The 26,147-nt window shown below is 43.5% G+C and carries 23 protein-coding genes and 1 tRNA gene; 17 read left to right on the top strand and 7 right to left on the bottom strand.

All coding sequences use genetic code 11. The annotated features are described in order from the left end of the window. Nucleotides 1-29 precede the first annotated feature (29 nt). From ACO5E4_RS04560 to nhaA, 4 genes are all read left to right on the top strand, one after another. Nucleotides 30-2,261, top strand: coding sequence for a transglycosylase SLT domain-containing protein (locus ACO5E4_RS04560; RefSeq protein WP_485862215.1), 2,232 nt, complete (start codon nucleotides 30-32; stop codon nucleotides 2,259-2,261). Nucleotides 2,262-2,293: 32 nt separating this feature from the next. Beyond that, the gene (gene trpR / locus ACO5E4_RS04565) at nucleotides 2,294-2,602 is read left to right on the top strand and encodes a trp operon repressor (RefSeq protein WP_485862216.1); all 309 of its coding nucleotides are present in this window, start codon (nucleotides 2,294-2,296) and stop codon (nucleotides 2,600-2,602) included. Next, nucleotides 2,580-3,353, top strand: coding sequence for a monofunctional biosynthetic peptidoglycan transglycosylase (gene mtgA, locus ACO5E4_RS04570; RefSeq protein WP_485862217.1), 774 nt, complete (start codon nucleotides 2,580-2,582; stop codon nucleotides 3,351-3,353). Before trpR ends, mtgA begins: the two co-directional genes overlap by 23 nt. 175 nt (nucleotides 3,354-3,528) lie before the next feature. Beyond that, nucleotides 3,529-4,695, top strand: coding sequence for a Na+/H+ antiporter NhaA (nhaA, locus tag ACO5E4_RS04575; protein WP_485862218.1), 1,167 nt, complete (start codon nucleotides 3,529-3,531; stop codon nucleotides 4,693-4,695). A gap of 40 nt (nucleotides 4,696-4,735) precedes the next feature. On the opposite strand, the gene ACO5E4_RS04580 is transcribed toward nhaA, so the two are convergent. The 6 genes from ACO5E4_RS04580 to ACO5E4_RS04605 form a co-directional block, all read right to left on the bottom strand. Next, nucleotides 4,736-4,951, bottom strand: a complete 216-nt coding sequence (locus ACO5E4_RS04580; protein WP_485862219.1) for an excalibur calcium-binding domain-containing protein — start codon at nucleotides 4,949-4,951, stop codon at nucleotides 4,736-4,738. 152 nt (nucleotides 4,952-5,103) lie between these two features. Beyond that, a tRNA-Leu gene (locus tag ACO5E4_RS04585) sits at nucleotides 5,104-5,189 on the bottom strand. Between the two features lie 15 nt (nucleotides 5,190-5,204). Next, nucleotides 5,205-5,555 (bottom strand): preprotein translocase subunit SecG, encoded by a 351-nt coding sequence (gene secG / locus ACO5E4_RS04590; protein WP_006717383.1) that lies wholly within the window; start codon nucleotides 5,553-5,555, stop codon nucleotides 5,205-5,207. A gap of 160 nt (nucleotides 5,556-5,715) precedes the next feature. Beyond that, on the bottom strand, nucleotides 5,716-7,638 hold the full coding sequence (locus ACO5E4_RS04595) for a DNA topoisomerase III (protein ID WP_485862220.1): 1,923 nt from the start codon (nucleotides 7,636-7,638) through the stop codon (nucleotides 5,716-5,718). Between the two features lie 27 nt (nucleotides 7,639-7,665). Continuing rightward, entirely contained in the window at nucleotides 7,666-8,268 is a 603-nt protein-coding gene (gene recR, locus ACO5E4_RS04600) for a recombination mediator RecR (protein ID WP_021615662.1), read from the bottom strand. 75 nt (nucleotides 8,269-8,343) lie between these two features. Continuing rightward, nucleotides 8,344-8,673 carry a YbaB/EbfC family nucleoid-associated protein gene (locus tag ACO5E4_RS04605; RefSeq protein WP_006717376.1) on the bottom strand — a complete coding sequence of 110 codons (330 nt, stop codon included), beginning with the start codon at nucleotides 8,671-8,673 and terminating at the stop codon, nucleotides 8,344-8,346. A gap of 24 nt (nucleotides 8,674-8,697) precedes the next feature. Here ACO5E4_RS04605 and ACO5E4_RS04610 point away from each other — a divergent pair, with 24 nt between their 5' ends. The 6 genes from ACO5E4_RS04610 (at nucleotide 8,698) to fecE (ending at nucleotide 13,667) form a co-directional block, all read left to right on the top strand. Continuing rightward, nucleotides 8,698-8,871 (top strand): hypothetical protein, encoded by a 174-nt coding sequence (locus ACO5E4_RS04610; protein ID WP_314955262.1) that lies wholly within the window; start codon nucleotides 8,698-8,700, stop codon nucleotides 8,869-8,871. Between the two features lie 10 nt (nucleotides 8,872-8,881). After that, complete coding sequence (locus ACO5E4_RS04615) at nucleotides 8,882-9,952, top strand: metallophosphoesterase (RefSeq protein WP_485862221.1); 1,071 nt, start codon at nucleotides 8,882-8,884, stop codon at nucleotides 9,950-9,952. Nucleotides 9,953-10,034: 82 nt separating this feature from the next. Next, complete coding sequence (locus ACO5E4_RS04620; RefSeq protein WP_485862222.1) at nucleotides 10,035-10,928, top strand: Fe(3+) dicitrate ABC transporter substrate-binding protein FecB; 894 nt, start codon at nucleotides 10,035-10,037, stop codon at nucleotides 10,926-10,928. Further along, on the top strand, nucleotides 10,928-11,917 hold the full coding sequence (fecC, locus tag ACO5E4_RS04625; RefSeq protein WP_485862223.1) for an iron-dicitrate ABC transporter permease FecC: 990 nt from the start codon (nucleotides 10,928-10,930) through the stop codon (nucleotides 11,915-11,917). The genes ACO5E4_RS04620 and fecC overlap by 1 nt, the downstream gene beginning before the upstream one ends. Continuing rightward, on the top strand, nucleotides 11,917-12,900 hold the full coding sequence (gene fecD / locus ACO5E4_RS04630; RefSeq protein ID WP_109058567.1) for a Fe(3+) dicitrate ABC transporter permease subunit FecD: 984 nt from the start codon (nucleotides 11,917-11,919) through the stop codon (nucleotides 12,898-12,900). The genes fecC and fecD overlap by 1 nt, the downstream gene beginning before the upstream one ends. Continuing rightward, entirely contained in the window at nucleotides 12,900-13,667 is a 768-nt protein-coding gene (gene fecE / locus ACO5E4_RS04635) for a Fe(3+) dicitrate ABC transporter ATP-binding protein FecE (protein ID WP_005703849.1), read from the top strand. Before fecD ends, fecE begins: the two co-directional genes overlap by 1 nt. A gap of 82 nt (nucleotides 13,668-13,749) precedes the next feature. Here the strand turns inward: fecE and epmA are convergent, their stop codons facing one another. After that, complete coding sequence (gene epmA / locus ACO5E4_RS04640; RefSeq protein ID WP_485862224.1) at nucleotides 13,750-14,721, bottom strand: elongation factor P--(R)-beta-lysine ligase; 972 nt, start codon at nucleotides 14,719-14,721, stop codon at nucleotides 13,750-13,752. Nucleotides 14,722-15,044: 323 nt separating this feature from the next. On the opposite strand from epmA, the gene frdA reads away from it, so the two are divergent. From frdA to ACO5E4_RS04675, 7 genes are all read left to right on the top strand, one after another. Continuing rightward, entirely contained in the window at nucleotides 15,045-16,847 is a 1,803-nt protein-coding gene (frdA, locus tag ACO5E4_RS04645) for a fumarate reductase (quinol) flavoprotein subunit (RefSeq protein ID WP_485862225.1), read from the top strand. A gap of 4 nt (nucleotides 16,848-16,851) precedes the next feature. After that, nucleotides 16,852-17,622 (top strand): succinate dehydrogenase/fumarate reductase iron-sulfur subunit, encoded by a 771-nt coding sequence (locus ACO5E4_RS04650; protein ID WP_212510479.1) that lies wholly within the window; start codon nucleotides 16,852-16,854, stop codon nucleotides 17,620-17,622. A gap of 11 nt (nucleotides 17,623-17,633) precedes the next feature. Next, nucleotides 17,634-18,026 (top strand): fumarate reductase subunit FrdC, encoded by a 393-nt coding sequence (frdC, locus tag ACO5E4_RS04655; RefSeq protein WP_021615989.1) that lies wholly within the window; start codon nucleotides 17,634-17,636, stop codon nucleotides 18,024-18,026. Between the two features lie 9 nt (nucleotides 18,027-18,035). Continuing rightward, complete coding sequence (gene frdD / locus ACO5E4_RS04660; RefSeq protein ID WP_485862226.1) at nucleotides 18,036-18,380, top strand: fumarate reductase subunit FrdD; 345 nt, start codon at nucleotides 18,036-18,038, stop codon at nucleotides 18,378-18,380. Between the two features lie 213 nt (nucleotides 18,381-18,593). Then, complete coding sequence (putA, locus tag ACO5E4_RS04665; RefSeq protein ID WP_485862227.1) at nucleotides 18,594-22,046, top strand: bifunctional proline dehydrogenase/L-glutamate gamma-semialdehyde dehydrogenase PutA; 3,453 nt, start codon at nucleotides 18,594-18,596, stop codon at nucleotides 22,044-22,046. Between the two features lie 12 nt (nucleotides 22,047-22,058). Beyond that, entirely contained in the window at nucleotides 22,059-23,549 is a 1,491-nt protein-coding gene (gene putP, locus ACO5E4_RS04670) for a sodium/proline symporter PutP (RefSeq protein ID WP_485862228.1), read from the top strand. Nucleotides 23,550-23,810: 261 nt separating this feature from the next. Beyond that, complete coding sequence (locus ACO5E4_RS04675; protein ID WP_485862229.1) at nucleotides 23,811-26,060, top strand: nitric-oxide reductase large subunit; 2,250 nt, start codon at nucleotides 23,811-23,813, stop codon at nucleotides 26,058-26,060. Nucleotides 26,061-26,147 lie beyond the last annotated feature (87 nt).

Here is a 26,147-nt window from a genome sequence, read left to right on the forward strand (position 1 = left end):
CTTTGATTTATGACTAATGGAAAATAGCCATGCGATACTTGCAACGAACCTCAATTTCTCTGTTAATTTTAACCGCACTTTCTTTCTCTGCCTTGGCAGCAAAAACCGAAAGCGCCGTACTCCACAAAATCAATTTAGCGCAAGAACAAGCAAAGTGGGCACAACAGCAACATGATTCGGAATTGCTTTTGATTAAGCAACGTTCAACATTCATTCAATTAGAAAGTCTGCTTAAAAGTGCGGTAAAAAATAACAACGTTTCCGATAACGCCGAGTTATATCTTAACCTCATTGAGTCTTTAAAAGACTATCCATTGAAAATGGATGCGATGACCGCCTACCTTGACGCCCGTATTAAAAGCGTGAGTAAAGAGACGCCACCTGAAGAAGTAAAAGCATTAAAACACGAAATTGAACAAGTTATCGCGCAAAATCCTACGCATTTTTTACGTAATCGATGGGAACAAAGCATTTTCACGCTCTTAATGAATGCTGATGATACGGAAGGATTAGTCCATTATGCACAACGCGTTAAGCCAAGTTCCTTAGAGATACAAATAGCTGTATTAAATGCCGAACTTCAGCTTGAACACACAAATAAAACAGATAAAAAGCAAAACTCCAATAGCTCAAGCATTATTTCCCGCTATGAACAACTTTGGTTAGCCAACAGCAAACTCCCTAATGACGCACAACTTTGGGCAAAGTGGTATTCCGATGGCAACCGAACACAAGATAAAATCTACCAAAAAGCCGAGGAACTCTTTGCCCAAAATGATGCGAACGGTATGGCGTTGCTATCATCGGAATTAAATAAAATTGATAGTGCGAAAGAAGACGAAATGGTTTTGGCGAATTTAAAACGCTTTGAGTCCCTATTAAAAAATCCGGCAACCCTGCCTGAATTGGCCGATAGACTGCCACTCATTGAGGAAAATAATAAAATCGTCACAAAATTTGCAGTAGTGCAAACCTTTCCGCGTTATTTACGCACGCTATCGGAAACAATGAAAGAGCCTAACTTTGCCCCCTATCAACAATGGGCAAAAAATTGGCAATTAACAGATGCGCAAATTCGTGAGTGGGAAATTGCTTTTCTGGGTCATTTTTTTGACAATGAAAGTCCGAATTTCCAACAATGGCGGGATGCGGAAATTCTCAAATTAAGAGCAGATAACCTCACTGAACGCCGTTTGCGTATGGCCATTTGGCAAAAGACCGATTTAACCCCATGGCTCAACGCGCTTTCAGCAGAAGGTCAGCAAAAACAAGAATGGCGTTATTGGCAGGCCAAAACAATAGCGAAACGCGATAGCAAAAAAACAAAAGAAATATTGACCGCACTTTCTGATGAACGCGGTTTTTATCCAATGTTGGCTGCCGCCAAATTACATCCGAAAACCCGTGGCAACGGTTATGATTTCGGTCAACCGGAATTACTTATTGCCCCGAGTATCTCCGATCCTTATTGGGCTGGTGAATTCAAAAAAGTAAAACCGGCATTGGAAGAAATCGCCGAACTACGTCAACTCGAAAGATTTGGCCCGGCTAAACAGCGTTGGCGTTTCTTGTTGGAAAATCTGTCCGGTAATGACAAAAAAGAGAAACAAATGGCGCTTAGTCAATATGCCAACCAACAAAACTGGTTTGATTTAGGTGTGGATGGCTCCATTATTGCTAAAGCGTTTGATTACATTCAGTTGCGCTTACCAATTGCTTATAGCGATTATTATGATATTGCTCTCAAAAGCCGCCCGCCGTTAAGCACAACCAAACCGCAAGCCGCGCTAAATACCAATGTCAGTAAAAGTTTCGCCATGGCGATTTCTCGTCAGGAAAGCGCCTGGAACCCACAAGCACAATCTTCCGCCAATGCACGGGGCTTAATGCAACTACTGCCGAGCACAGCAAAAGCCACGGCAGAAAACGCCAAATTGCCTTACGCAGGCGAGGCGGATTTATTTAAACCGCTCAATAATATTTTGTTAGGCACGGCACATTTAGCAGAGCTAAACGCCAAATATCCAAACAACCGTATTTTGATTGCCTCTGCTTATAATGCGGGCGCTCATCGCGTGGAAAAATGGTTGGCGCGTGCCAATGGCAAGTTGGAAATGGATGAATTTGTGGCCTCCATTCCGTTCTATGAAACCCGTGGTTATGTGCAAAACGTACTCACTTACGATTTTTACTATCAAATATTGCAAGAAAAAGAAGAGCCACAAACCTTTAGCAATGAGGAATATGATCGGCTATACTAGCCGGACTAGTTTAATAGTATAGGATTGTTGATATGTATATTAGTCGCAATTTAGAACAATGGAATGCCTTCCTCAATATGTTGCAAATCGCCTTTGAACAAGGTAAGGCTCAGGATGTATTAACCTTATTGCTTACCCCTGATGAGCGCGATGCGTTAGGGCTTCGCCTGCAAATTATCGCCCAACTACTTAATAAAGAGCTGCCACAACGGGAAATCCAACAAAATCTGAACACCAGTGCGGCAACCATCACTCGGGGATCTAACATGTTAAAAACCATGGATCCTGTTTTTATTGATTGGATAAAAACGCAACTCAATGCGCAAGAAAGAAATCATTAAATTTCCATTTAAACTAGCCAACCTGCGCAATCTATCCTTGCGCAGATTACCGCTTTTCAGGAAATTCCCTACTCAAAGTGCGGTACGTTTTTTATATCGTTTTTTACTTGCTACTTTATTAGTCACGTTTGCTTTTCCTTTTATTCCCATTCCCTATTCCAGTTATATGCTGGAACAAAAAATATCTCATATTTTGTCCGGTGATTTTACTTATCAAACACGTTACGATTGGGTGAGCTTAGAGGATATTTCTTGGCAAATGCAGCTGGCAGTGATTGCAGCTGAAGATCAGAATTTTCCCGAACACTACGGTTTTGATTTCACTGCAATCAAACGGGCTTTTCTGCATAATCAAAAAAGCAATCGAATCCGAGGTGCCTCCACCATTTCCCAACAAACCGCCAAAAATCTCTATTTATGGCATGGACAAAGTTGGTTACGCAAAGCAATCGAAGTGCCGGCAACCTTAATGTTAGAAACCTTGTGGTCCAAAAAACGTATTCTAGAAGTGTATTTAAACATCGCAGAATTCGGTGAAGGAATTTATGGCGTAGAGGCTGCCAGCCGTTTTTACTTCAAAAAACCGGCCAAAAATTTATCGCAAAATGAAGCCGCACTTTTAGCCGCCATTTTACCCAATCCGATCATTTATAAAGTCAATGCTCCCGGTACTTATACCAAACGCAGACAACTTTGGATTCAACATCAAATGGAACAATTAGGTAAATCATACTTGGAAACGCTAAATTAGTTCCCATTTATTTCAAAACCTATAATAAATAAATTATTCAAAAAACCTTAATTGCATACTCTTTAATTAATAAATTCGCCATTTTCTTGAAAAAAACATCAAATTAAGGTAACTTTCTTGATCTTTATCTATATTTTATTTTTTAATTATTTATCTATTTTGGGGAGTATTTACATTGATTAGGCGCATTCAAACATTTTTTCAATCAGAAGCTGTAGGTGGCATACTATTATTACTTTTTGCCTCAATGGCTATCCTGTTTGCTAACACTTCTTTTAGCGAATATTACTTTAATTTTCTCGACACACCGGTCAGCGTTCAATTCGGTGCTTTCAGCATTGCTAAACCTTTATTAATGTGGGTCAACGACGGCTTTATGGCAGTCTTTTTCGTTTTGGTTGGTATGGAAGTCAAGCGTGAAATGTTAGAAGGTTCACTGTCAAGTTATCAACAAGCGATTTTCCCTGCCATTGCGGCAATTGGTGGGATGGTGGTACCGGCATTAATCTATTTTATAGTTGCTAAAGGTACACCCGAAATTTACTCCGGCTGGGCAATCCCTATGGCCACAGATATTGCCTTTGCCATTGGTATTGTTGCTCTTTTAGGGAAACGCATCCCTTTACCACTCAAAGTCTTTTTATTGGCACTTGCCATTATTGATGACCTTGGTGCCATTATCGTCATTGCAATCTTCTACTCACATGAAATCAGCACGCCGGCACTAATTATCGCTATGGTGACCATCAGTATTTTAGTCACCATGAATCGCTTTAAAGTCAGCGCCCTCTGCGCCTATATGGTCATTGGCTTAATTTTATGGACATCCGTATTAAAATCCGGCGTACACGCTACGCTTGCCGGTGTCATTATTGGCTTTTGCATTCCAATGCAAGGTCGCAACGGTTCAAGCCCATTACACCAATTTGAACATATTCTAGCACCTTGGTGCTCTTATTTAATTCTACCGTTATTTGCTTTTTCCAACGCGGGAGTTCCTTTAGAAAACGTGGGCTTATCCAGCCTCAATTCACCTCTTACTCTCGGTATTGCACTCGGATTAATCGTCGGAAAACCATTAGGCGTATTTCTATTCAGCTACCTATCGGTCAAATTACGTCTTGCCCAGTTACCACAAGGGGTTAATTTCGCTCAAATTTTTGCTATTGCAATACTCTGCGGCATCGGTTTTACCATGTCGATGTTCCTAGCAGGTCTTGCTTTCGGTGAAACGGCATATAACAGCTTTGATACGCTATCTCGATTAGGGATTTTATTGGGATCCGGTGTGTCCGCTGTTGTTGGCTATGTTTTATTAAGAAAAACAACAGCTCAACCTTAAGCTGCAAAAAGAAAGCCTTGCTCATCAGCAAGGCTTTTTATTATCTACGACAAACATTTTCACAAGGAATCCCATCCTTATCCCGATCAAGACGCCCCTCGCCACAAACATTAAGATGGTATTTCGCTTCAGCACAAGAACGCATTTCCTTACAGTACTTCCGCTCATCACAACTAAAGTCCTCATGATGATTTGATTTCGCAACGGCAAACTGCACCAGACTAAGTACAGCAACAATGAAAAATATCTTCTGCATGATAAATTCCTTTTGGGATTTTTGAGATGAAATAAGAATCGAGTCAATTAAAATCAGTGACCATAAATGCAATTATAGGTAAATCACTTCAGAAAGGAAATTTTAGAAAGAGAGAAAAAAGAAAACCTAGCATTTATGCTAGGTTCTGTTTTTGGTGCTCTGAGCGAGACTTGAACTCGCACGACCTACGGTCACTACCCCCTCAAGATAGCGTGTCTACCAATTCCACCACCAGAGCTTAATTTGATAAATTTTATTGTTGAGGAATGTCGCTATTTTTTGTGTCTAACACAGCCGGCGCTTTTTGCTGTTGTTGCTGAATTTGCTCAGCAGTTCCGGATAAATCATCAAATGCACCTTGTTTTGCATTGTTTTTGTGCGAATTGATGTTACCAATAACGATACTAATAACAAAGAAGATAATCGCTAAAACAGCTGTTGTTCTAGAAAGGAAGTTACCCGCACCGGCAGAGCCAAAAACGGTACCGGATGCGCCACCACCAAAAGATGCGCCAGCATCTGCACCTTTACCTTGTTGTAACAGGATAAAAGCGATAAGGGCAATGGAAACGACCAAATAAATGATTAACAACGCTGAGTACATTTTATCTTCTCTGATTTAGCAAATTCTAATGAAAAATAACGGCGCAGATATTAGCGGATATCTTGGCGCTCCGCAAGCTGTTTTATGTATTTTTACGCTGTTTGGTGCAAATTCGATCAGTAAAAAACATTTTGAAAAACGACCGCACTTTTAGACCTCGTTAACTTTTCTTTGCTCTCGGCGCAGTCTTGTTCACACCTGGATTATGCCGACTCAACTCACGTAAAGCGGAAAAATTAATGTAATGCAATAATTCCGGCAAAAGCTGTGTGAGGTTTTGCATAAATTGCTGATAACTCGCCTGCTTACGGCTAATGCCATCAAGCTGTGACTCCCAATGTGCCGTCATGTCAGGCTGTGTTGCCACATCCGGCAATGCGTTAATTAAGATTCGCCCCGACTCGGTGCTGTGAATATTACGCCCTTTTTTATAGAGAAAACCACGCTTAAACAACAATTCAATAATGCCCGCACGCGTCGCTTCCGTGCCTAAACCATCGGTTTCCCGCAAGATTTTTTTCAACGCTTTGTCTTGCACGAAGCGGGCAATGCCCGTCATGGCGGAAAGCAAAGTTGCATCCGTAAAGGGTTTCGGCGGTTGCGTTTTTTTACCGATAATTTCGCCCTTTTCACAATGCAACAGTTGCCCTTTTTTGACGACCGGCAGCAACGCGTCTTGCTGTTCATCATCGCTGTCTTCTTTGCCCCAAAGCTGTTTCCAGCCGGCAATTTGCAAATTGCGAGCCTGCGCGATAAAAGTTCCTCCTGCAATATTCAAGGTGATTTTACATTTACGATATTCCGCGTCAGGACAAAACTGCATGAGATATTGGCGGGCAATCAGAAAATAAATATTTTGTTCCGCCGAACTCAAACTCACCGGACGGTTCTTTGCGGTTGGGATGATGGCATGATGTGCTTCGACTTTTTTATCATTCCAACAACGATTTTTTTGCTCAGGGTCGATAATCTCAGGCAAGGGCTGAAATGGAGCTAAGTGGGTAGAAATGGCATTCATCACCGCCATACGATCAGCAAAATGTTCTTTTGGCAAATAACGGCAATCGGAACGCGGGTAAGTAATCAATTTATGGGTTTCATACAAACGTTGACAGGTATCCAGCACTTCCTGTGCGGACATCCCGAACCGCTTGGCTGCATCAATTTGCAACGCTGACAAAGAATAGGGCAACGGTGCCGTTTCTTTTTCCCGTTTATCCGAATAATCCGTCACCTCCGCCGGTTGGTCGGTAATGCGCTTCACCACATTTTCCACCAGCGCATGAGATAAGACGCGTCCATCCTCATCCTGATAATCTTCGCAGGCTTTGCTCGGCTGCCACAACGCAGAAAAAAGTGCGGTGGATTTCTCCGATGTTTTTTCCTCTTTGGGGTTACGCAACCAAGCCAACACTTCAAAGAAATCTTTTGGTTGGAAATGTTCAATTTCCAAATCACGACGTACGATAAGGCCAAGTACGGGTGTTTGCACTCGCCCAACGGAAAGCACACCGCGATAACCTGCCTGTCTGCCTCGAATGGTATAAGCCCGTGTCATGTTAATGCCATAGAGCCAATCGGCGCGCGCACGTGCCAACGCGGAGGTGGCAAGGGGCACAAAATCACGGTTAGGTTGCAATTTTTTGATGGCTTTTTCTACCGCACTTGGGTTCAAGTCGCTGATTAAACAACGCTGGATAGCATTGCGTTTTTCCGGTGGTAAATTGAGATAACTGAACACTTCGTCCACCAGCAATTGCCCTTCACGATCCGGGTCACCTGCGTTGACGAGGATGTCCGCTTGCTGCACTAACTTTTCAACGGTTTTTAGCTGTTTATAGGTTTCTTTTTTCGGAATTAACTGCCACTTTTGCGGCACAATCGGCAAATCCTCTAAGCGCCATTGCTTGAAACGCGCATCATAGGCATCGGGTTCTGCTTGTTCCAGCAAATGCCCCACACACCACGTCACGCAGTCATTATCGCCACATTTGATAAAGCCATCACCACGTTGGTGCGGTTTCGGCAAAACATCCGCAATCGCGCGCCCAAGGCTCGGTTTTTCTGCTATAAAAAGTCGCATAAACAAGAAAATGCAGAGGAGAAAAGATTAGCCGATTTCGCGGCGACCTAAGAAAGAATGGGTCAGTGTGGTGCCATCCACCATTTCCAATTCACCGCCTACCGGAATGCCGTGGGCAATGCGGCTGACTTTGACGTTTTGTTGCAAACACAATTCTGCAATGTAATTCGCCGTGGCATCGCCTTCAACAGTGGGATTTGTCGCCAAAATCACTTCCTTGAAGGATTCTGTTTGTAAACGCTTTTGCAATAAATCCAAGCCGATCTCTCGTGGGCCAATGCCGTCCAATGGCGACAAATGCCCCATAAGCACAAAATAACGCCCGGAAAATTGCCCGGTTTGCTCAATGGCAAGAATATCTGCTGGCATTTCCACCACACAAAGCAAACCTGAATTTTGACGGCGAGGGTTGTTGCAAATATGGCAAACCTCTTCTTCCGTGAAAGTACGGCAATGCTCACAATGCCCAATTTTTGACATGGCTTCAGTCAGTCCTTGTGCCAAACGCATACCGCCACTACGATTACGTTGCAATAAATGATACGCCATACGTTGTGCGGATTTAGGGCCAACGCCCGGTAATACACGTAAGCTTTCGATCAAATTTTCTAACAAGGGACTGGTTTGCATAAGGTTCTCGGTGAATTGACTAAAAAAATAAACCGCACTTTAGAGATAAAGTGCGGTAAGTTTTACGGACGATTTTTAGAATGGCATTTTGAAGCCTGGCGGCAATGGCATGCCGGCGGTAACAGACGCCATTTTTTCTTTTTGTAACTCTTCAGCACGGCGTACTGCATCATTAAATGCCGCGGCGATTAAGTCTTCCAGCATTTCTTTGTCGTCTTCCATTAAAGAAGGATCAATGTCAATACGACGGCAGTTATGCGCACCGTTAATCGTGATTTTCACTAGCCCTGCGCCTGACTCGCCGGTCACTTCTAATTGTGCAATTTCTTCTTGCATTTTTTGCATACGATCTTGCATTTGCTGGGCTTGTTTCATCAAGTTGCCCAAACCGCCTTTTCCGAACATAAATTTTCTTCCGTTATTAAAAAGTTGAGTAAAAAAAGTGTGGGCATTTTAGCGAAAAAATTGCCGATTGGGAACGATCAATTTACCCTGCCGTTGCGCGGCGCCTTTATCCATATTATTATCCGAGCCCTCTCCTCTTCTGATAAAAAAGCACTGCTTTTTGAAGATAAACGCACAATAAAACAACCGCACTTTTAGCAGAAAAATTATGGAAACCCGACACTACATCACCATGGCCATTGCCGTGCTGGCCTTACAATTTATGTTATTCGGTTTTAGTCGTACACTCGGCTGGCTGTTTAATCTCAGCCCCCAAATGCGCACCAAGCTGACCCTCACCCTTTTTTTGTTCTTTAATGCTCTGATTGCAACCGCCCCTTTGCGTCTGTATGCCGAAAGTTTTCGCGTCAGTGCCTTGCTTCTCACCTTACTGCTCTTTTCCACGTTTAGCAGTGCCATCATGGGCATACTGCATCGCTTTTTTAAGTCGTGGGATAAGGCACTAAAATTACTCTACCCGATACTCTTTTTAGGATTTATTGGAATAGGTTTATATAACGCTTACACACCGGTGATCCGCCATTATCAAGTCAAGCTGGATAAACCCATGCAACCTTTACGCATTGGCATGGCAAGCGATTTGCATTTAGGGCGTTTGTTTGGCTCAACACAGTTAGATACGTTGGCTGACATCATGCGGCAGGAAAAGGTAGATATTATTTTGCTCCCCGGCGACATTATGGATGATAACGTCAACGCCTATTTAGCAGAAAAAATGCAACCGCACTTTGCCAAACTGCAAGCTCCGCTTGGCGTGTATGCTACACTGGGAAACCATGATTTCTTTGGCGATCAACAACGCATTGAAGCGGAAATGCGCAAGGCAGGGATCATTCCCGTGATGGATGAAAGTGTCTTGATTGATGGACGTTTTACCCTCATTGGGCGCAATGACGACCTCGTGAAAAACAGACCAACGACGGCGCAGTTACTGAAAGGCGTCAACACTGCATTACCAGTGATTCTAATGGATCATCGTCCAACAGAGATTGAACAACACGCCAATTTGCCGATTGATATTCAACTTTCCGGTCACGCCCATAATGGACAAATTTTCCCGGCAAATTTTGTTGTAAAACTGATTTATCGCTTAAGTTACGGCTATGAAAAAATCAATCAAGGGCATTTTTTTGTCACATCAGGTTATGGCTTTTGGGGCGTGCCGATGCGATTAGGGTCGCAATCGGAAGTGATGATTATCGACCTGGTCGGACATTAAAAAAGAACTATTCTCAATACCGAGTCCTGTGTATAATTTACCCAATTACACTTATGTTTTTATGATGACAGAGGACTCGAAAATGAAAAAATTCGTCAACGCAACCCTTACTTCTCTTTTCCTTATGGCATCTGTGACGGCAAGTGCTGTGACCGTCACCGATGCTAAAGGTGAATTCACTATAGATAAAACCCCAAGTCGCATTGTCGCGTTAGAATATTCTTTCGTTGATGCCCTTGCTCAAGTTGGTGTTAGCCCAGTCGGCGTTGCCGATGACAACGATAAAACCCGCATTTTGCAAGAAGTGCGCGATAAGATTCAACCTTGGGAATCTGTCGGTACCCGTTCGCAACCTAGTCTTGAAGCCATTGCCGCATTAAAACCCGATTTAATTATCGCTGATCCTTCTCGCCATACAGCAGTGTATGAAGAATTAAAAAAAATTGCCCCGACCATGATGTTTGACTCCCGCCATGAAAGCTATCAGGAGAATCTTGATACAGCACAAAAAATCGGCGATGTTGTCGGTAAAGGCAGTGAAATGAAATTGCAAATTGATAAACACAATAAAATTATCGAAAGCATTGCGCAAAATATCAATGTGAAAGGCAAAAAAGGGATTTTCGGTACCTCTCGCGAAGACAAATTCAATTTACAAAATGACAGTGGTTATGTCGCCAGTTTCCTTGGTGTTCTGGGTTTTAACTCGCCAAAATTACCAAACGCTACTCAAGCCTTTGCTGAAATCAATCTTGAGCAATTAGTGATGGAAAAACCGGACTATATGTTTATCGCCCACTATCGCCAAGAAAGTATCGCCCGCAAATGGGAAGCAGAACCATTATGGCAAGCCATTCCTGCCGTAAAAGCCAAACATGTATTTAGCGTCAATGCCGATATGTGGGCGCGCGGACGCGGCATTACGGCCAGCGAGATCATGGCAAAACAAGTTGAACAATTCGTTAATCAAAAATAATGTTTGGCAAAGCTTTTCGTTGGGGCTTCCCCCTGATAGGACTGGCTTTCCTGTTGTGGGGAAGTCTGTTTTTATACTACCCTATTGAAATTTCACCATTAGATGCGCTAAACGCCTTTTTCCCCAATGGCGATGAATTGACCAAGATCACCGTGGTCGATTTACGTTTCCCTCGGGCGTTAGTGGCGATCGCATTAGGCGCCAATTTGGCGGTAGCCGGGGCATTATTACAAACCATCACCCGCAACCCACTAGCCTCACCAACGCTATTAAGCGTTAACTCCGGCGCAAGTTTGGCCATGGTAACGGCGAGTGCCATTAGCCCGGCCTTATTATCAGGCTATAGCATTGCCTTGGTGGCAAGTATCGGCGGTGGAATCAGTTGGTTGGTTGTAATGTTGATCAGCAACGCGTGGAAAGACAGTAGCGGCGATCGCAGCCGCGTGATTTTGGCAGGGATTGCCGTGTCGTTGTTGTGTACTGCTCTCACCAAATTAGCCTTAATTATGTCGGAAGATCACGCTTTTGGCGTAATGAGTTGGCTTGCCGGCGGCATTTCTCACGCCCGCTGGAACGAATGGCACGCTATTTGGCCGTTTCTGCTATCGAGCGCACTCTTTTGCCTCTTCTTTGCCAGCCGTTTAAATTTACTCAATTTGAGCGACGAATCCGCTCAATCCTTGGGAATTAACCTGTTCCGTCTGCGTTGGTATGCCAATATCATAGCATTATTAATTGTGGGTTCAGCCGTTAGCGTAGCCGGCCCGGTCGCCTTTATCGGTTTGTTAATTCCACACTTAGCGCGTTATTGGATCGGCTATGACCTACGAAAATCATTACCCATGTCCATGTTATTAGGCGCTATTTTAATGTTGGCGGCGGATACCGTTGCCCGTGCTGTTGATTTCCCAAGTGAAGTACCTGCCGGCGCCATTTTGGCCTTAATCGGTGCGCCAATCTTTGTATTATTTGCCAGAGGAAAACACTAATGCGCCGTTCTCATTCAGGATTCCGTGCAATCGGCTTTTACTTATCGGCACTCTGTACGGTTGCGCTATTATTTGTATTAAGCATTCGCTACGGCACTTACACGCTATCCTTTGATGAAATTAGCCAGGCTTTTCACCCTGACGATAAAAACTACTTCACTTTAATGGAATACCGTCTGCCACGCGCGCTACTGGCCATTATTATCGGCGGTGCATTGGCCATTTCCGGGGTATTGGTGCAAAGTGTCGTGCGTAATCCGTTGGCCTCTCCTGATATTTTAGGAATCAATAACGCCGCCGGTTTAGTCGCCGTCACCGTATTAATCTTCCTACCGAATTTAGCCTTTTACTGGCTACCGATTTTCGCCTTTATCGGCGGTGTCCTGTCTTTCATTTTGTTATGGATGATATGTGGTTTTAACTTCCGCCCGATCAAAATGGCCATTATCGGCGTGGCGCTTTCTGCCCTATGGGCGGCAATCAGCCATTATTTAATGCTAACCAATCCGGTAGAAATCAACACGGCTATGCTTTGGCTAACCGGAAGTTTGTGGGGCAGAAGTTGGGCTTATGTCAATGTCGTTTTGCCTTGGTTGTTGGTGTTATTGCCGTTACCGTTTATTTTCTGTCGAGATTTGGACACCTTAGGTTTAGGTGAAAACAAAGCGGCCACCTTGGGAGTAAGCGTAAATAAAACGCAAATCTTGGTATTAGTGCTGGCTGTTGCGCTTTCCACAACAGCCGTCGCCATTTGCGGCCCCATCGCATTTCTCGGCTTAGTTGCACCGCACTTAGCACGCAAATTGGTCGGTGGACGTCACCGCACATTATTGCCGGCAGCCATGCTAATCGGCACGTTGTTGTTACAGATTTCCGATATTTTAGCGCGGGTTATCGATCCGCCGACAGAACTGCCCGCCGGTATTCTCACAGCCATTATCGGCGCCCCTTACTTCTTCTATTTATTGATGAGAACGAAATAATGAGCATTGAGATCAATAAGTTACAATTAGGCTATCAAGATAAAACTATCGTACGGGATTTATCTCTCACCTTTCCGAGCAACCAAATTATTGCCTTAATTGGCCCGAACGGGTGTGGCAAATCCACAACACTGAAAGCAGTGGCCCGTTTGCTCAAGCCTCGTCTAGGCACAATTACTCACAAAGGCAAAGATATTTGGCAAAGCACCCCGAAAGAATACGCCAAACAATTGGCGTTCTTGCCACAACAACATTTGGTGCCGGAAGGCATTAAGGTACGCGAATTAATTGCTTACGGCCGTTCGCCTTATTTGAATTTGTGGGGCAAATTAAGTGATAAAGATGAGCAATTAGTGGCTTGGGCTATGGAACAAACCCACACCGCGGAACTGGCGGAACATTTAGTATCGGATTTATCCGGCGGGCAACAACAACGGGTTTTCTTAGCCATGACATTAGCGCAAGATGCAGAACTTGTTCTGTTGGATGAACCAACCACTTATTTGGATCTCAACCGACAGGCGGAACTCATGGGCATGATGCGTCAAATGCAACAAAACGGAAAAACCGTCATTACCGTACTCCATGATCTAAATCAGGCTTGTCGTTATTGTGATTATTTAATCGTTCTCAAAGACGGTAACCTTATGGCCCAAGGGACGCCTGACGAAGTGATGACAGAGCGGCTATTAAAAGAGGTATTTGATTTAGAGGTGGTAATACACCGCGATCCGATTAGCCAAACACCAATGTTTATTTTGAAGTAAACAAAAGTGCGGTCATAAAAAACATTTTATTTTTCGACCGCACTTTTAGCATTTAAAAAATATCGCCATTTATGACCGCACTTTACGCATTGTCTATCGCAAAGGAAATCACCTCTTTAATACTCTCCGCGTCCATGGCAATCATGAGCAAGCGATCCACACCGAGAGCGACGCCCGAACAATCCGGGATTCCGGCTTGTAACGCTCCCAACAAACGTTTATCAATATCACGCACCGGCAGACCGGCTTTTTCCCGTTGACGATTATCCAACTCGAAGCGATGTAATTGTTCCCGCACATCCGCCAATTCATGGAAACCATTAGCAAGCTCTAGCCCTTTGTAATAAAACTCAAAACGCTCTGCAACGCGCAGATCCTCCGAGCTAATTTGTGCCAACGCCGCTTGGCTTGCCGGAAAATGATATACCACGACTGGGCTGTCATGCCCAATTCGTGGTTCCACCACCGCACTGAAAAGAAATTGCAACAACGTATCACGATTCTCTTTTTCAGCATCAACTAACTGATATTTTTTCGCTTTTTCTACAAGATCAGATAATTCTGCCGACAATGGATCCAAACCGACATATTGCTGAAACGCGAATTGATAACTCATACTTTCTGCTGGTGGACATTCCAATATTTGTTGTAATAAATCGTCTACTTCATTGATTAAGCGGTACATATCAAAGTGCGGTCGATACCATTCCAACATTGTAAATTCCGGATTATGGCGATTCCCTGCCTCTTCGTTACGAAATACTTTGCTAATTTGAAATATCGGACCACTGCCTGCGGCCAACAAACGCTTCATGTGATATTCGGGACTAGTGGAAAGCCACAACGTTTTGGATTGCTCTCCAAAAGGAGAAACAAATTCTGTGCTGAACGTAGCGAGATGAAGATCTGTCACCCCAAATTCACTTAAAACCGGAGTTTCCACTTCCAGCAAACCGCGATCAGTAAAAAATTGACGAATTTCTGCCATTAATTTCGCACGGGCAAGCAAGTTTTTAATGGATGCCGTTGGTTGCCACGCTTCTTGTTCAAACATAAATATGCCTTTGCTAAAGATAATTTGAAAAATTTGCCGCTTATTCTAAAACAAGTGAATCAAAATTCATAAATGAATCCTTTTTTCTACCGCACTTTTATGTACTTTTTAGTTAACCCAACGTTAATGACTTGTTAACAATAAGACAAAATGTAAACAACTGGTTCTGTTTGTTAACTTTTTTGAGGTAGATCACGAAATCGCGACAAAGTTTGAGAAAAAAGGTTCTAATCACAAAAAATAATGGCAAAATGACTTCACCCTAACAGTACCAAAAATCTATTTGGTGTTTTTATTATCATCCCTTTACTTGGAGGAATATCGTGCAAACTGTTAACGTCGATATCGCTATTGTTGGCGCAGGTGGCGGTGGTTTACGTGCGGCGATTGCTGCAGCCCAAGCTAATCCAAATCTTAAAATTGCTTTAGTATCAAAAGTTTATCCAATGCGCAGTCATACTGTTGCGGCTGAAGGTGGTGCTGCGGCAGTGATTAAAGAAGAAGACTCCTACGATAAACACTTCCACGATACCGTTGCTGGTGGCGACTGGTTGTGTGAGCAAGATGTCGTGGAGTATTTCGTGGAACACTCTCCGGTGGAAATGACTCAACTTGAACGCTGGGGCTGCCCTTGGAGCCGTAAAACCGATGGCGATGTAAACGTACGCCGTTTCGGTGGGATGAAAATCGAACGTACTTGGTTCGCTGCCGATAAAACCGGTTTCCACTTACTTCACACGTTATTCCAAACCTCCATTCAATACCCACAAATCATTCGTTTCGATGAACACTTTGTATTAGACATTTTAGTGGATGACGGTCATGCACGTGGTATGGTTGCCATGAATATGATGGAAGGTTCTTTAATACAAATTAATGCTAATGCCGTTGTTATCGCAACTGGTGGTGGTTGCCGCGCTTTCCGTTTTAACACGAATGGTGGTATTGTAACCGGAGACGGTTTATCAATGGCGTATCGTCATGGTGTGCCATTGCGTGATATGGAATTCGTGCAATATCACCCAACCGGTTTACCAAACACCGGCATCTTAATGACCGAAGGTTGCCGTGGTGAAGGTGGCATTTTAGTCAATAAAGATGGCTATCGCTATTTACAAGACTACGGTTTGGGACCGGAAACACCAATCGGCAAACCGGAAAACAAATACATGGAATTAGGCCCTCGTGATAAAGTATCACAAGCATTCTGGCAAGAATGGCGTAAAGGTAACACCTTAAAAACAGCTAAAGGCGTTGATGTGGTGCACCTGGACTTACGTCACCTTGGTGAAAAATACTTACACGAACGTTTACCATTCATTTGTGAATTAGCGAAAGCTTATGAAGGTGTCGATCCGGCGAAAGCGCCAATTCCCGTACGCCCGGTAGTTCACTACACCATGGGAGGAATTGAAGTTGACTTCAACAGTGAAACTCGTATTAAAGGTTTATTTGCGGTAGGCGAATGCGCTTCTTCCGGTTTACATGGCGCGAACCGCTTAGGTTCCAACTCCTTGGCTGAATTAGTCGTATTAGGCCGAGTTGCGGGTGAATATGCTGCACAACGTGCACTTGAAGCCACCCCGGCTAACCAAACTGCGCTTGATGCTCAGGCACAAGATGTTGTAAAACGTTTGACTGACCTCTATAGCCAGGAAGGTACTGAGTCTTGGTCTGAAATTCGTGACGAAATGGGTCAAGCTATGGAAGAAGGTTGCGGCATCTATCGTACCCAAGAAAGTATGCAACAAGCCGTTGATAAAATTGCAGAACTTAAAGAGCGCTACAAACACATTCGTATTACTGACCGCTCTAGCGTATTTAATACAAACTTATTATATACCGTTGAATTGGGTTACATTTTAGATGTAGCACAGTCTATTGCGAACTCTGCGATTGAACGTAAAGAGTCTCGTGGTGCGCACCAACGTTTAGATTACACCGAACGTGATGATGTGAACTACTTGAAACATACCTTGGCGTTCTATAATGAAAACGGTGCACCACGCATTGAATACAGCCCGGTGAAAATCACTAAATCACAACCGGCAAAACGTGTTTACGGTGCAGAAGCAGAAGCTGCAGAAGCCGCCGCAAAGGCAAAAGAACAAGCGGGTAAGGAGTAATTATATGGCCGAACAATCAATCATGAACGTTGAAATTCTACGTTACAATCCGGAAGTTGACAAAGAGCCACACTTGAAAACTTATCAAGTGCCTTATGACAGCCAAACCTCCTTACTTGATGCGTTAGGTTACATTAAAGACAAGCTTGAACCGGAACTTTCTTATCGTTGGTCATGCCGTATGGCAATCTGCGGTTCTTGCGGCATGATGGTAAACAACATTCCAAAATTGGCGTGCAAAACTTTCTTACGTGACTACAGTGGCCACATGCGTATTGAAGCCCTAGCCAACTTCCCGATTGAACGGGATTTAATTGTGGACTTAAGCCATTTCATCGAAAGCTTAGAAGCCATCAAACCTTATGTTATCGGCAACCAAGCACCTGAGTTAGATGGCAAGCCACATCCGTCTAAAGAATTAGCGAAAAGCCGTACCAAACAAACACCGGCGCAATTGGAAAAATACCGCCAGTTCTCTATGTGTATCAACTGTGGCCTATGCTATGCCGCCTGCCCACAATTCGGTTTAAACCCGGAATTCGTTGGCCCGGCCGTATTAACTTTAGGTCATCGTTATAACTTAGATAACCGCGATCACGGTAAAGCAGAACGAATGAAAATTATGAATGGCAAAAATGGGGTTTGGTCTTGTACCTTCGTAGGTGCCTGCTCTGAAGTATGTCCAAAACACGTAGGCCCTGCCACCGCCATTAACCAGGGCAAATTAGAAAGCGCCAAAGATTACCTCATTTCCATGCTTAAACCGAAGGCGTAAGGGGAAAGATTATGACTACAACAGTAAGTAAACGTAAAAAATACGTTCGTGAAATTACGCCGACTTGGTGGAAAAGTTGGGATTTCTACAAATTCTATATGCTACGTGAAGCCACAGCGGTGCCAACAGTTTGGTTCAGCTTAGTATTGCTTTACGGTGTGATTTGTTTAGGCAAGGCAGATGGATTTGTCATGAATTTCATTCCGTTCCTACAAAATCCAATTGTCGTGATTCTTAACATTATCTCACTGGCCGCTTTATTGCTCCACGCTGTCACATTATTTGATATGACAGGCGAAGTGATGTCAGGCACCACCGGTTTGCCGGCAAAACTCATTAAAAATGCTTTACGTGGCGCATTTGTCGCCGTCACCGTATTGGCTTTAGTGTTAGTCTTTATCTAGGGGGAAGTTATGGTTAATCAAAATCCAAAACGTTCAAACGAACCACCTGTCTGGTTAATGTTCAGTGCCGGCGGCATGGTAAGTGCTTTGGCTTTCCCAGTATTAATTCTTATCCTTGGTTTGCTATTGCCTTTCGGTATCATTAGCCCAGAGAGTATTATTGTCTTTGCACACCACTGGGTAGGGAAATTAGTTATTCTCGTTCTCACAATTTTCCCAATGTGGGGAGGTTTACACCGCATTCATCACGGTATGCATGATATTAAAGTTCATGTACCGGCCGGAGGATTTATTTTCTACGGTTTGGCAACACTTTATAGCATCATCGTGTTATTTGCCGTGTTCAACCTATAATCTCTTATCCCCAATAAAAAACTCCCTCGCCGTAGGGAGTTTTTTATTTCTTCTCTTTCTTTTCAGTCTATAAAACTCGCAATTCGTACATATTACGAACAATAAAACCTTATTTTTTATGTGACTTCAATCACAGATCACCAAAAAAGTCATTTACTAATAAATATACCGTCTATATTTTGATAACAATTATATAACAAAAGGAGACTTCTCATGCAATTCACACTATCAAAACAATATAGCCCTATTCGCCAAGCAATCACTGCAAACTATCGTTTAGATGAGAAAAGTGCGGTCGATTCTTTAATGAAAACATTAGATTTTACTCCTGAACAAGAACAGCGCATCACAGACAATACTATTAAGTTAATTAAAAAATTACGTCAACTTAAACAAAAACAATATGGCGCAGATGCCTTAATGCAAGAGTTTTCATTAAGCAGTGAAGAAGGGGTTGCGTTAATGTGCTTGGCTGAAGCCTTGTTACGTATTCCTGATGCACAAACCCGTGATGATTTAATTTACGAAAAATTGAAAGAAGGGAACTGGAAATCTCACATAGGCAATTCCAATTCATTCTTCATCAACGCTGCAAGTTATGGTTTGCTCTTTGGTAAAAAAATTAGCGAAACGCTTGATGAAAACAGTTTATCAAATGCGCTCACTCGTAGTTTCTCCCGTTTGTCTGCACCCATTATGCGCATGGCAATTATCAAATCTATGCAGATTTTGGGTAAACAGTTCGTTACCGGCATGACTATGCAAGAGGCACTACAAAACATTAGACCGCGTTATGAAAAAGGCTTTACGTTCTCTTTTGATATGTTGGGCGAAGCTGCAATGACAGAAGCTGATGCACAACGTTATTTCAACGACTATTTACACGCGATTGAAGAAGTGGGCAAAGACGCAGCCGGACGTACCATTTATAACGGCAACAGTGTTTCCGTTAAACTTTCTGCAATTCACCCGAAATATAGTCGTTCTAAATATGATCGTACCATCAATGAGCTTTACCCACGCTTAAAAGAACTCTTTTTATTAGCGAAGAAATACAACATCAGTATCAATATTGATGCGGAAGAGGCCAGCCGTTTAGAGCTTTCCCTCGATCTTGTGGAAAAATTATTAGATGAACCGGAATTACAAGGCTATAAAGGCATTGGTTTCGTGGTACAGGCTTACTCTAAACGTTGTCCATTTGTATTGGATTATTTAATTAATTTAGCCCGAGAAAAACAAGGCTATTTGATGATTCGCCTTGTTAAAGGTGCTTATTGGGACAGCGAAATCAAATGGGCACAAGCGGATGGTTTGGACGGTTTTCCACTTTACACACGTAAAAATCATACCGATATTTCTTATATTGCTTGTGCGAAAAAATTATTTGCCGCACAAGATGTCATTTATCCGCAATTTGCCACCCATAACGTGCAAACCATGTGCACGATTCACGAATTAGGACAAGGTAAAAACTTTGAATTCCAATGCCTACACGGCATGGGGGAATCTCTTTATGACAATATTGTGGGGAAAGAAAATCTGAACCGACAAGTTCGTGTCTATGCACCGGTGGGGACTCATGCCACCTTGTTAGCCTATTTAGTCCGCCGTCTCTTAGAAAACGGTGCAAACTCCTCTTTCGTTCACCAGCTGGTTGATGAAAACATTCCGGTCGAACAACTTGTTACGCCGCCATGGAAACTTTATGCCAAATCTCATGGTGAGCCGAATAAATCTGTTCTCAAACCGCTAGAATTATTTAAAAACCGTAAAAACTCCGCCGGTTTCGATCTGAGCAATGAACTGGAATTAACAAGATTAGAACAAGCACTTAATACGGCAACCATTGAAAATGCAGTGTCTTTAGTTGCATTTGAAAATGCCGAAAATGAGCCGGCACATCAAGTGACTAATCCGGCCAATCTCAATGAAACAATTGCAGAAGTTGCTTTTTTAGCCGTAAATCAGGCGGAAAAAGTGTTTACCGCTGCTGACAATACCCAATGGAAAGCTAAAAGTGCGGTGGAAAAAGCCAACGTTTTACGCAATGCTGCCGACTTATATGAAGAACATTTCGGCTTGTTGATGAAACTCGCTGTGGTTGAAGCGGGCAAAACCTTGCCAAACGCCATTGCAGAATTACGTGAAGCCGTGGATTTCTTACGCTATTACGCTGTTCAATTAGAACAGCTCGCAACACAAAATCACCTTGCCGAGCCTCGTGGAAAAGTGCTTTGTATTTCTCCATGGAACTTCCCGTTAGCCATCTTTACCGGCCAAATTGCCGCCTCTTTAGCGGCTGGCAATGCAGTGATTGCAAAACCGGCTGAACAAACCTCATTAATTGCGTATGCCGCCGTGAAACTCTTACACCAAGCCGGTATCCCGAAAGAAACCCTACAACTGGTGTTAGGGGCAGGGGATTTAGGGGCTGCGTTAGTCCAACAACCTTTTGATGGGGTGGTATTTACCGGTTCAACAGAAGTGGCCAAACTCATTGAGCAACGTCTGACACTCGCAGATAACGATCCTGTGTTGATTGCGGAAACCGGCGGTCAAAACGTCCTTGTTGTTGATTCTTCAGCCTTACCGGAACAAGTCGTTGCTGATGTTCTCAGCTCAGCCTTTGACTCGGCAGGTCAGCGTTGTTCCGCATTACGCATCTTATTATTACAAGAAGATGTGGCAGATCACTATTACAAGATGATCACTGAAGCCATTAAAGAATTGAGTTTGGGCGATCCACGTTTATTGGAAACCGACATCGGTCCGGTAATTGATGAAGAAGCCAAACAAAATCTTGAAAACCACAAGGCAACCATGCGCAAAGTTGCCCGTGCTTATGCGGAAATCGACACGCCAACCCAAGGGCATTTCGTGGCGCCGAGCGTGTATTTGTTGGATAACCTCGATCAAGTACAGCGTGAAGTCTTCGGTCCGATTCTACACATTGTACGTTATAAAAAAGATAACTTACTCAATGTCCTCAAAGCGGTAAATGAAAAAGGTTATGCGCTGACCGGAGGTTGCCATACCCGTATTCGCAAACATATGGATATTGTAGAACGCCACTTAAACTGCGGTAACTTCTATATCAACCGTAATATTGTAGGTGCGGTGGTTGGTGTTCAACCATTCGGTGGACACGGATTATCCGGCACAGGACCAAAAGCCGGCGGTGAGTTCTATTTGCAACGCTTAACTCGTACACCTCGCTATTACAGCCAATTTGGCGATGAAAATACGCTAGGCACAACCAAACCGGTATTAGAAAGTATCACCGGTGAACACAACTCCTTAGCTTATCTGCCTTGTGAAGTGGCGATTCTAAACGGCGACTTAGCTGCAGCAGAAAAAGCGGCAGAAAAACTGATTGCCAAAGGTTTTACCATTTTAGTAGAGCCACAGCATCCATTAGCCGCCAAAGCCAAACCGGGTATTCGTGTTGATACGAAGTTAGGTCACTGTCAAAAAGGTATTTATTTGACCGCACTTGATAAAGCCAAACGCCAATGGCTGGCTGAAAACAGTAAAGCCATTTTCAAATGTTACGACTGGCAAGATACCCAAGATTTACTGCCATTGTATGATGAATTTTCCCGCAGTTATAACACCACTGCGGCAGGTGGAAACACCTCATTAATGTCCTCTCAAGAAGAATAAAAGGAGTGTTTTATGCAAATCTACATCACCTTTGGCCTCTATTTGGCAATTATTTTAGGCATTGGGTTATACGCCTATCGTTCCACCAAAAATTTTGACGATTACATTTTGGGTGGTCGAAAAATGGGAAGTTTTGTGACCGCCATGTCTGCCGGCGCTTCCGACATGTCCGGCTGGCTATTAATGGGGTTACCCGGCGCTATTTTCTTATCAGGCCTTTCCGAAGCATGGATTGCTGTCGGCTTAACCGTTGGTGCCTATTTGAACTATCGCGTTGTGGCAGGACGTTTGCGGATTTTCACTGAGAAATATAGTAATGCGCTGACCTTACCGGAATTTTTTGCACAACGTTTTCCTCGTCAGAAAAAAGCATTAAAAATTATTTCTTCTGGCATTATTCTCTTTTTCTTTACCATTTACTGCGCTTCCGGCGTGGTTGCGGGAGCGAAATTATTCCAAAGCTTATTGGGATTGGAATACTCCACCGCACTTTGGTTAGGGGCATTAGCGACTATTACTTACACCTTTATTGGTGGCTATTTAGCGGTTTCATGGAGTGATACTATCCAAGCCTCATTAATGATTTTCGCCCTGATTCTTGCGCCGGTTATGGTATTGCTCAACATCAGCTGGGATGAAATCACAATGTCTTTGGAAGCTAAATCTACCGTCACCGGCATTCCATACAGCAACTGGCTACACAATGTTTCCGGTATCGGTGTTATCTCTGCATTGGCTTGGGGCTTGGGTTATTTCGGACAACCACACATTCTTGCCCGTTTCATGGCAGCAGACTCTGTCGCCTCTCTCGAAAAAGCCCGTCGAATCGGAATTTCTTGGATGTTCCTCTGCCTTGGTGGTGCCGTTGCAGTGGGCTATTTTGGATTGGCCTATTTCACCACCCAAAATATTGAACTATACAATGCAGAAGCAGTTTTCATTGAGTTAAGTAAAGCAATGTTTAACCCTTGGATTGTCGGCATCGTATTATCCGCGATCTTAGCAGCGGTCATGAGTACCCTGTCCGCCCAATTATTAATGTGCTCTGCCGCAATTACGGAGGATTTCTATAAAGGTTTCTTCCGTAAAGGAGCCTCAAGCCTTGAATTGGTCTGGGTCGGTCGTTTAATGGTATTGTTAATCTCGGTGGTTGCCATCGCTATCGCACAAGATCCAAACTCTAAAGTAATGGGCTTGGTTTCCTATGCATGGGCAGGTTTTGGTGCCGCATTCGGGCCGGTTGTCATTCTGTCTTTATTCAACCGCAATATTAGCTCCAAAGCTGCATTGTGGGGAATGTTATCCGGTGCTATCACCGTGGTTGCCTGGAGTCCATTAATGAAATACTTGGGCTGGGAAGATTTATCTCATCTCTATGAAATCGTCCCAGGTTTCTTGGTATGTTCTTTCATCACCATTACTTCTTCCGTGTTTGCACCTGTGCATCCGAAAGTGATGGAACAATTTGATGAAGCTTTAGCCGAATTTGACTCAAGACGCTAAAAGTGCGGTCATTTTTAAACATAAAATAGGGCGGGGTTTCCGCCCTTATCTTTTTGATTCTCTTCACATTATTCCTATCTAAATCACATTTCTCAATTTATACCCATCCCCACCCCATAACATTTACCTACTATTAGGTAATATATCGCCTTTTTAAATCCGATATAATTAGTCAGGTATTTTACTTAAATCGTAAAATCTCAATGTGTCTGACACAAATTATTAAGTTATCAATATTTCATTTTCTCAAGGAGTGATCAAATGGGACAGTACAAAAAGTTCTGGTACCTGTTAGTCGCCGTATTAATAGGGGCATTCTCTATTCTCGGTTACTACGGATTTGAAATCTACCGTGAAGCGCCACCGATTCCAAAACAATATGTGACGGAAAAAGGCGAACCGGTGATTACACATGACGATATTTTACACGGGCAAACCGCATGGCAAACCACCGGTGGTATGCAGTTGGGTTCTGTTTGGGGCCATGGTGCCTACCAAGCACCGGACTGGACCGCTGACTGGTTACATCGTGAGTTAACCAACTGGTTAGATATTGTTGCAAATCAAGAGTACGGTAAAAACTTTGCCGACTTAAATGATGACCAACAAACCCTCTTAAAAAGCCGTTTAACTAAAGAATATCGCGGCAGTAAAGTTGACGAAAACGGCACTGTTGTGCTTTCCGCTAATCGTCTAGCCGCCATGGATAAAACGGCGCAATACTATATTTCTTTATATGGTGATGATCCTGCGAGCAAAGTAACGCGTGAACACTTCGCCATGAAAGACAATACGTTGCCAAGCTTGGAAGCGCGTAAAGATTTAGCGAAATTCTTCTTCTGGACAGCATGGACTGCCTCTGCAGAACGTCCTAATACCCATGCGACGTACACCAACAACTGGCCGCATGAGCCGTTAATCAATAACGTGCCAACACCGGAAAACGTCATTTGGTCTATCGCGAGCGTTGTTTTCCTTATTGCCGGTATCGGTTTTGTGGTGTGGATTTGGTCATTTAAACGTCGTGAAGATGAAAAAGATCCTGTTGCACCGGAAGTTGACCCGTTAACCAAATTGCAATTAACGCCATCACAAAAAGCCTTAGGTAAATATTTATTTACCGTACTTGCGCTTTTCTTCGTGCAAGTGAATTTAGGTGCCGTTGTTGCACACTACACGGTTGAAGGTCAGGAATTCTATGGTTTAGATATTTCTCAATATCTTCCATACTCCTTGGTGCGTACTTGGCATATTCAAGCAGCATTATTCTGGATCGCCATGGCATTCTTGGCCGGTGGTTTATTCCTTGCGCCGATTATCAACGGTGGTAAAGATCCGAAATACCAAAAACTTGGTGTAGATATTCTCTTCTGGGCGTTAGTCGTCTTGGTTGTTGGCTCCTTCACCGGTAGCTATTTGGCCATCGCGCACATCATCCCTGAAGAATGGAGCTTCTTATTCGGTCACCAAGGTTATGAATTCATCGACCTAGGTCGTTTCTGGCAAGCAGTGAAATTCGCAGGTATCTTGTTCTGGTTAGTGTTAATGCTACGCGGCACCGTGAATGCATTCAAACAACCGGGTGACAAAAACCTACTTGCCTTGTTCTTCGCTTCTGTTATCGCTATCGGCTTATTCTATGGTCCGGCATTATTCTACGGCGAACACACACACTTATCCGTAATGGAATACTGGCGTTGGTGGGTAGTTCACCTTTGGGTAGAAGGCTTCTTTGAAGTATTCTCCGTGGCGGCACTCTCTTTCATCTTCGTAAGTTTAGGTTTAGTTTCTCGCCGAACAGCAACTGTGGCAACCATCACCGAAGCGGCATTGTTCTTAATCGGTGGTATTCCGGGAACCTTCCACCACTTATACTTCGCCGGTGCGACAACGCCAATTATCGCTGTAGGTGCCTCCTTCTCCGCACTTGAAGTTGTACCATTAGTGCTACTTGGCCACGAAGCGTGGGAACACTGGGCAATGAAACAAAAAGCGCCGTGGATGGAACGCTTAAAATGGCCTATCTACTGCTTCGTTGCTGTTGCCTTCTGGAATATGTTGGGTGCGGGTGTATTCGGTTTCTTAATCAATCCACCAATTTCTCTCTACTATATCCAAGGGTTAAACACCACCGCAGTACACGCCCACGCGGCATTGTTCGGGGTATATGGTTTCTTGGCATTAGGTTTCGTATTCTTAATCGCACGTTACTTACGTCCAAATACACCATTCAACGACAAATTGATGAAATGGGGCTTCTGGTTGCTTAACGGCGGTTTGATCTTAATGATCGTCTCCAGCCTATTGCCAATCGGTATCATCCAAGGTTACGCAAGTATCTCTGAAGGCTTATGGTATGCTCGTAGCGAAGACTTCATGCAACAACCGTTATTCGACACCTTACGTTGGGTTCGTTTAGTGGGTGACGTTGTATTCATCTTTGGTGCGCTTGCTTTCTTCTGGCAAATTTTCACCATGGTTTTCTTCAAACCAAAACATGTTGCCAATTAAGTAAATTGAGCAAAAAACAAAGCTGCTAATTTTAAATTAACAGCTTTTCATATAAAGACATACAAAAATAGGGCGGAATTTCCGCCC

Source organism: Aggregatibacter sp., from assembly GCF_057314075.1.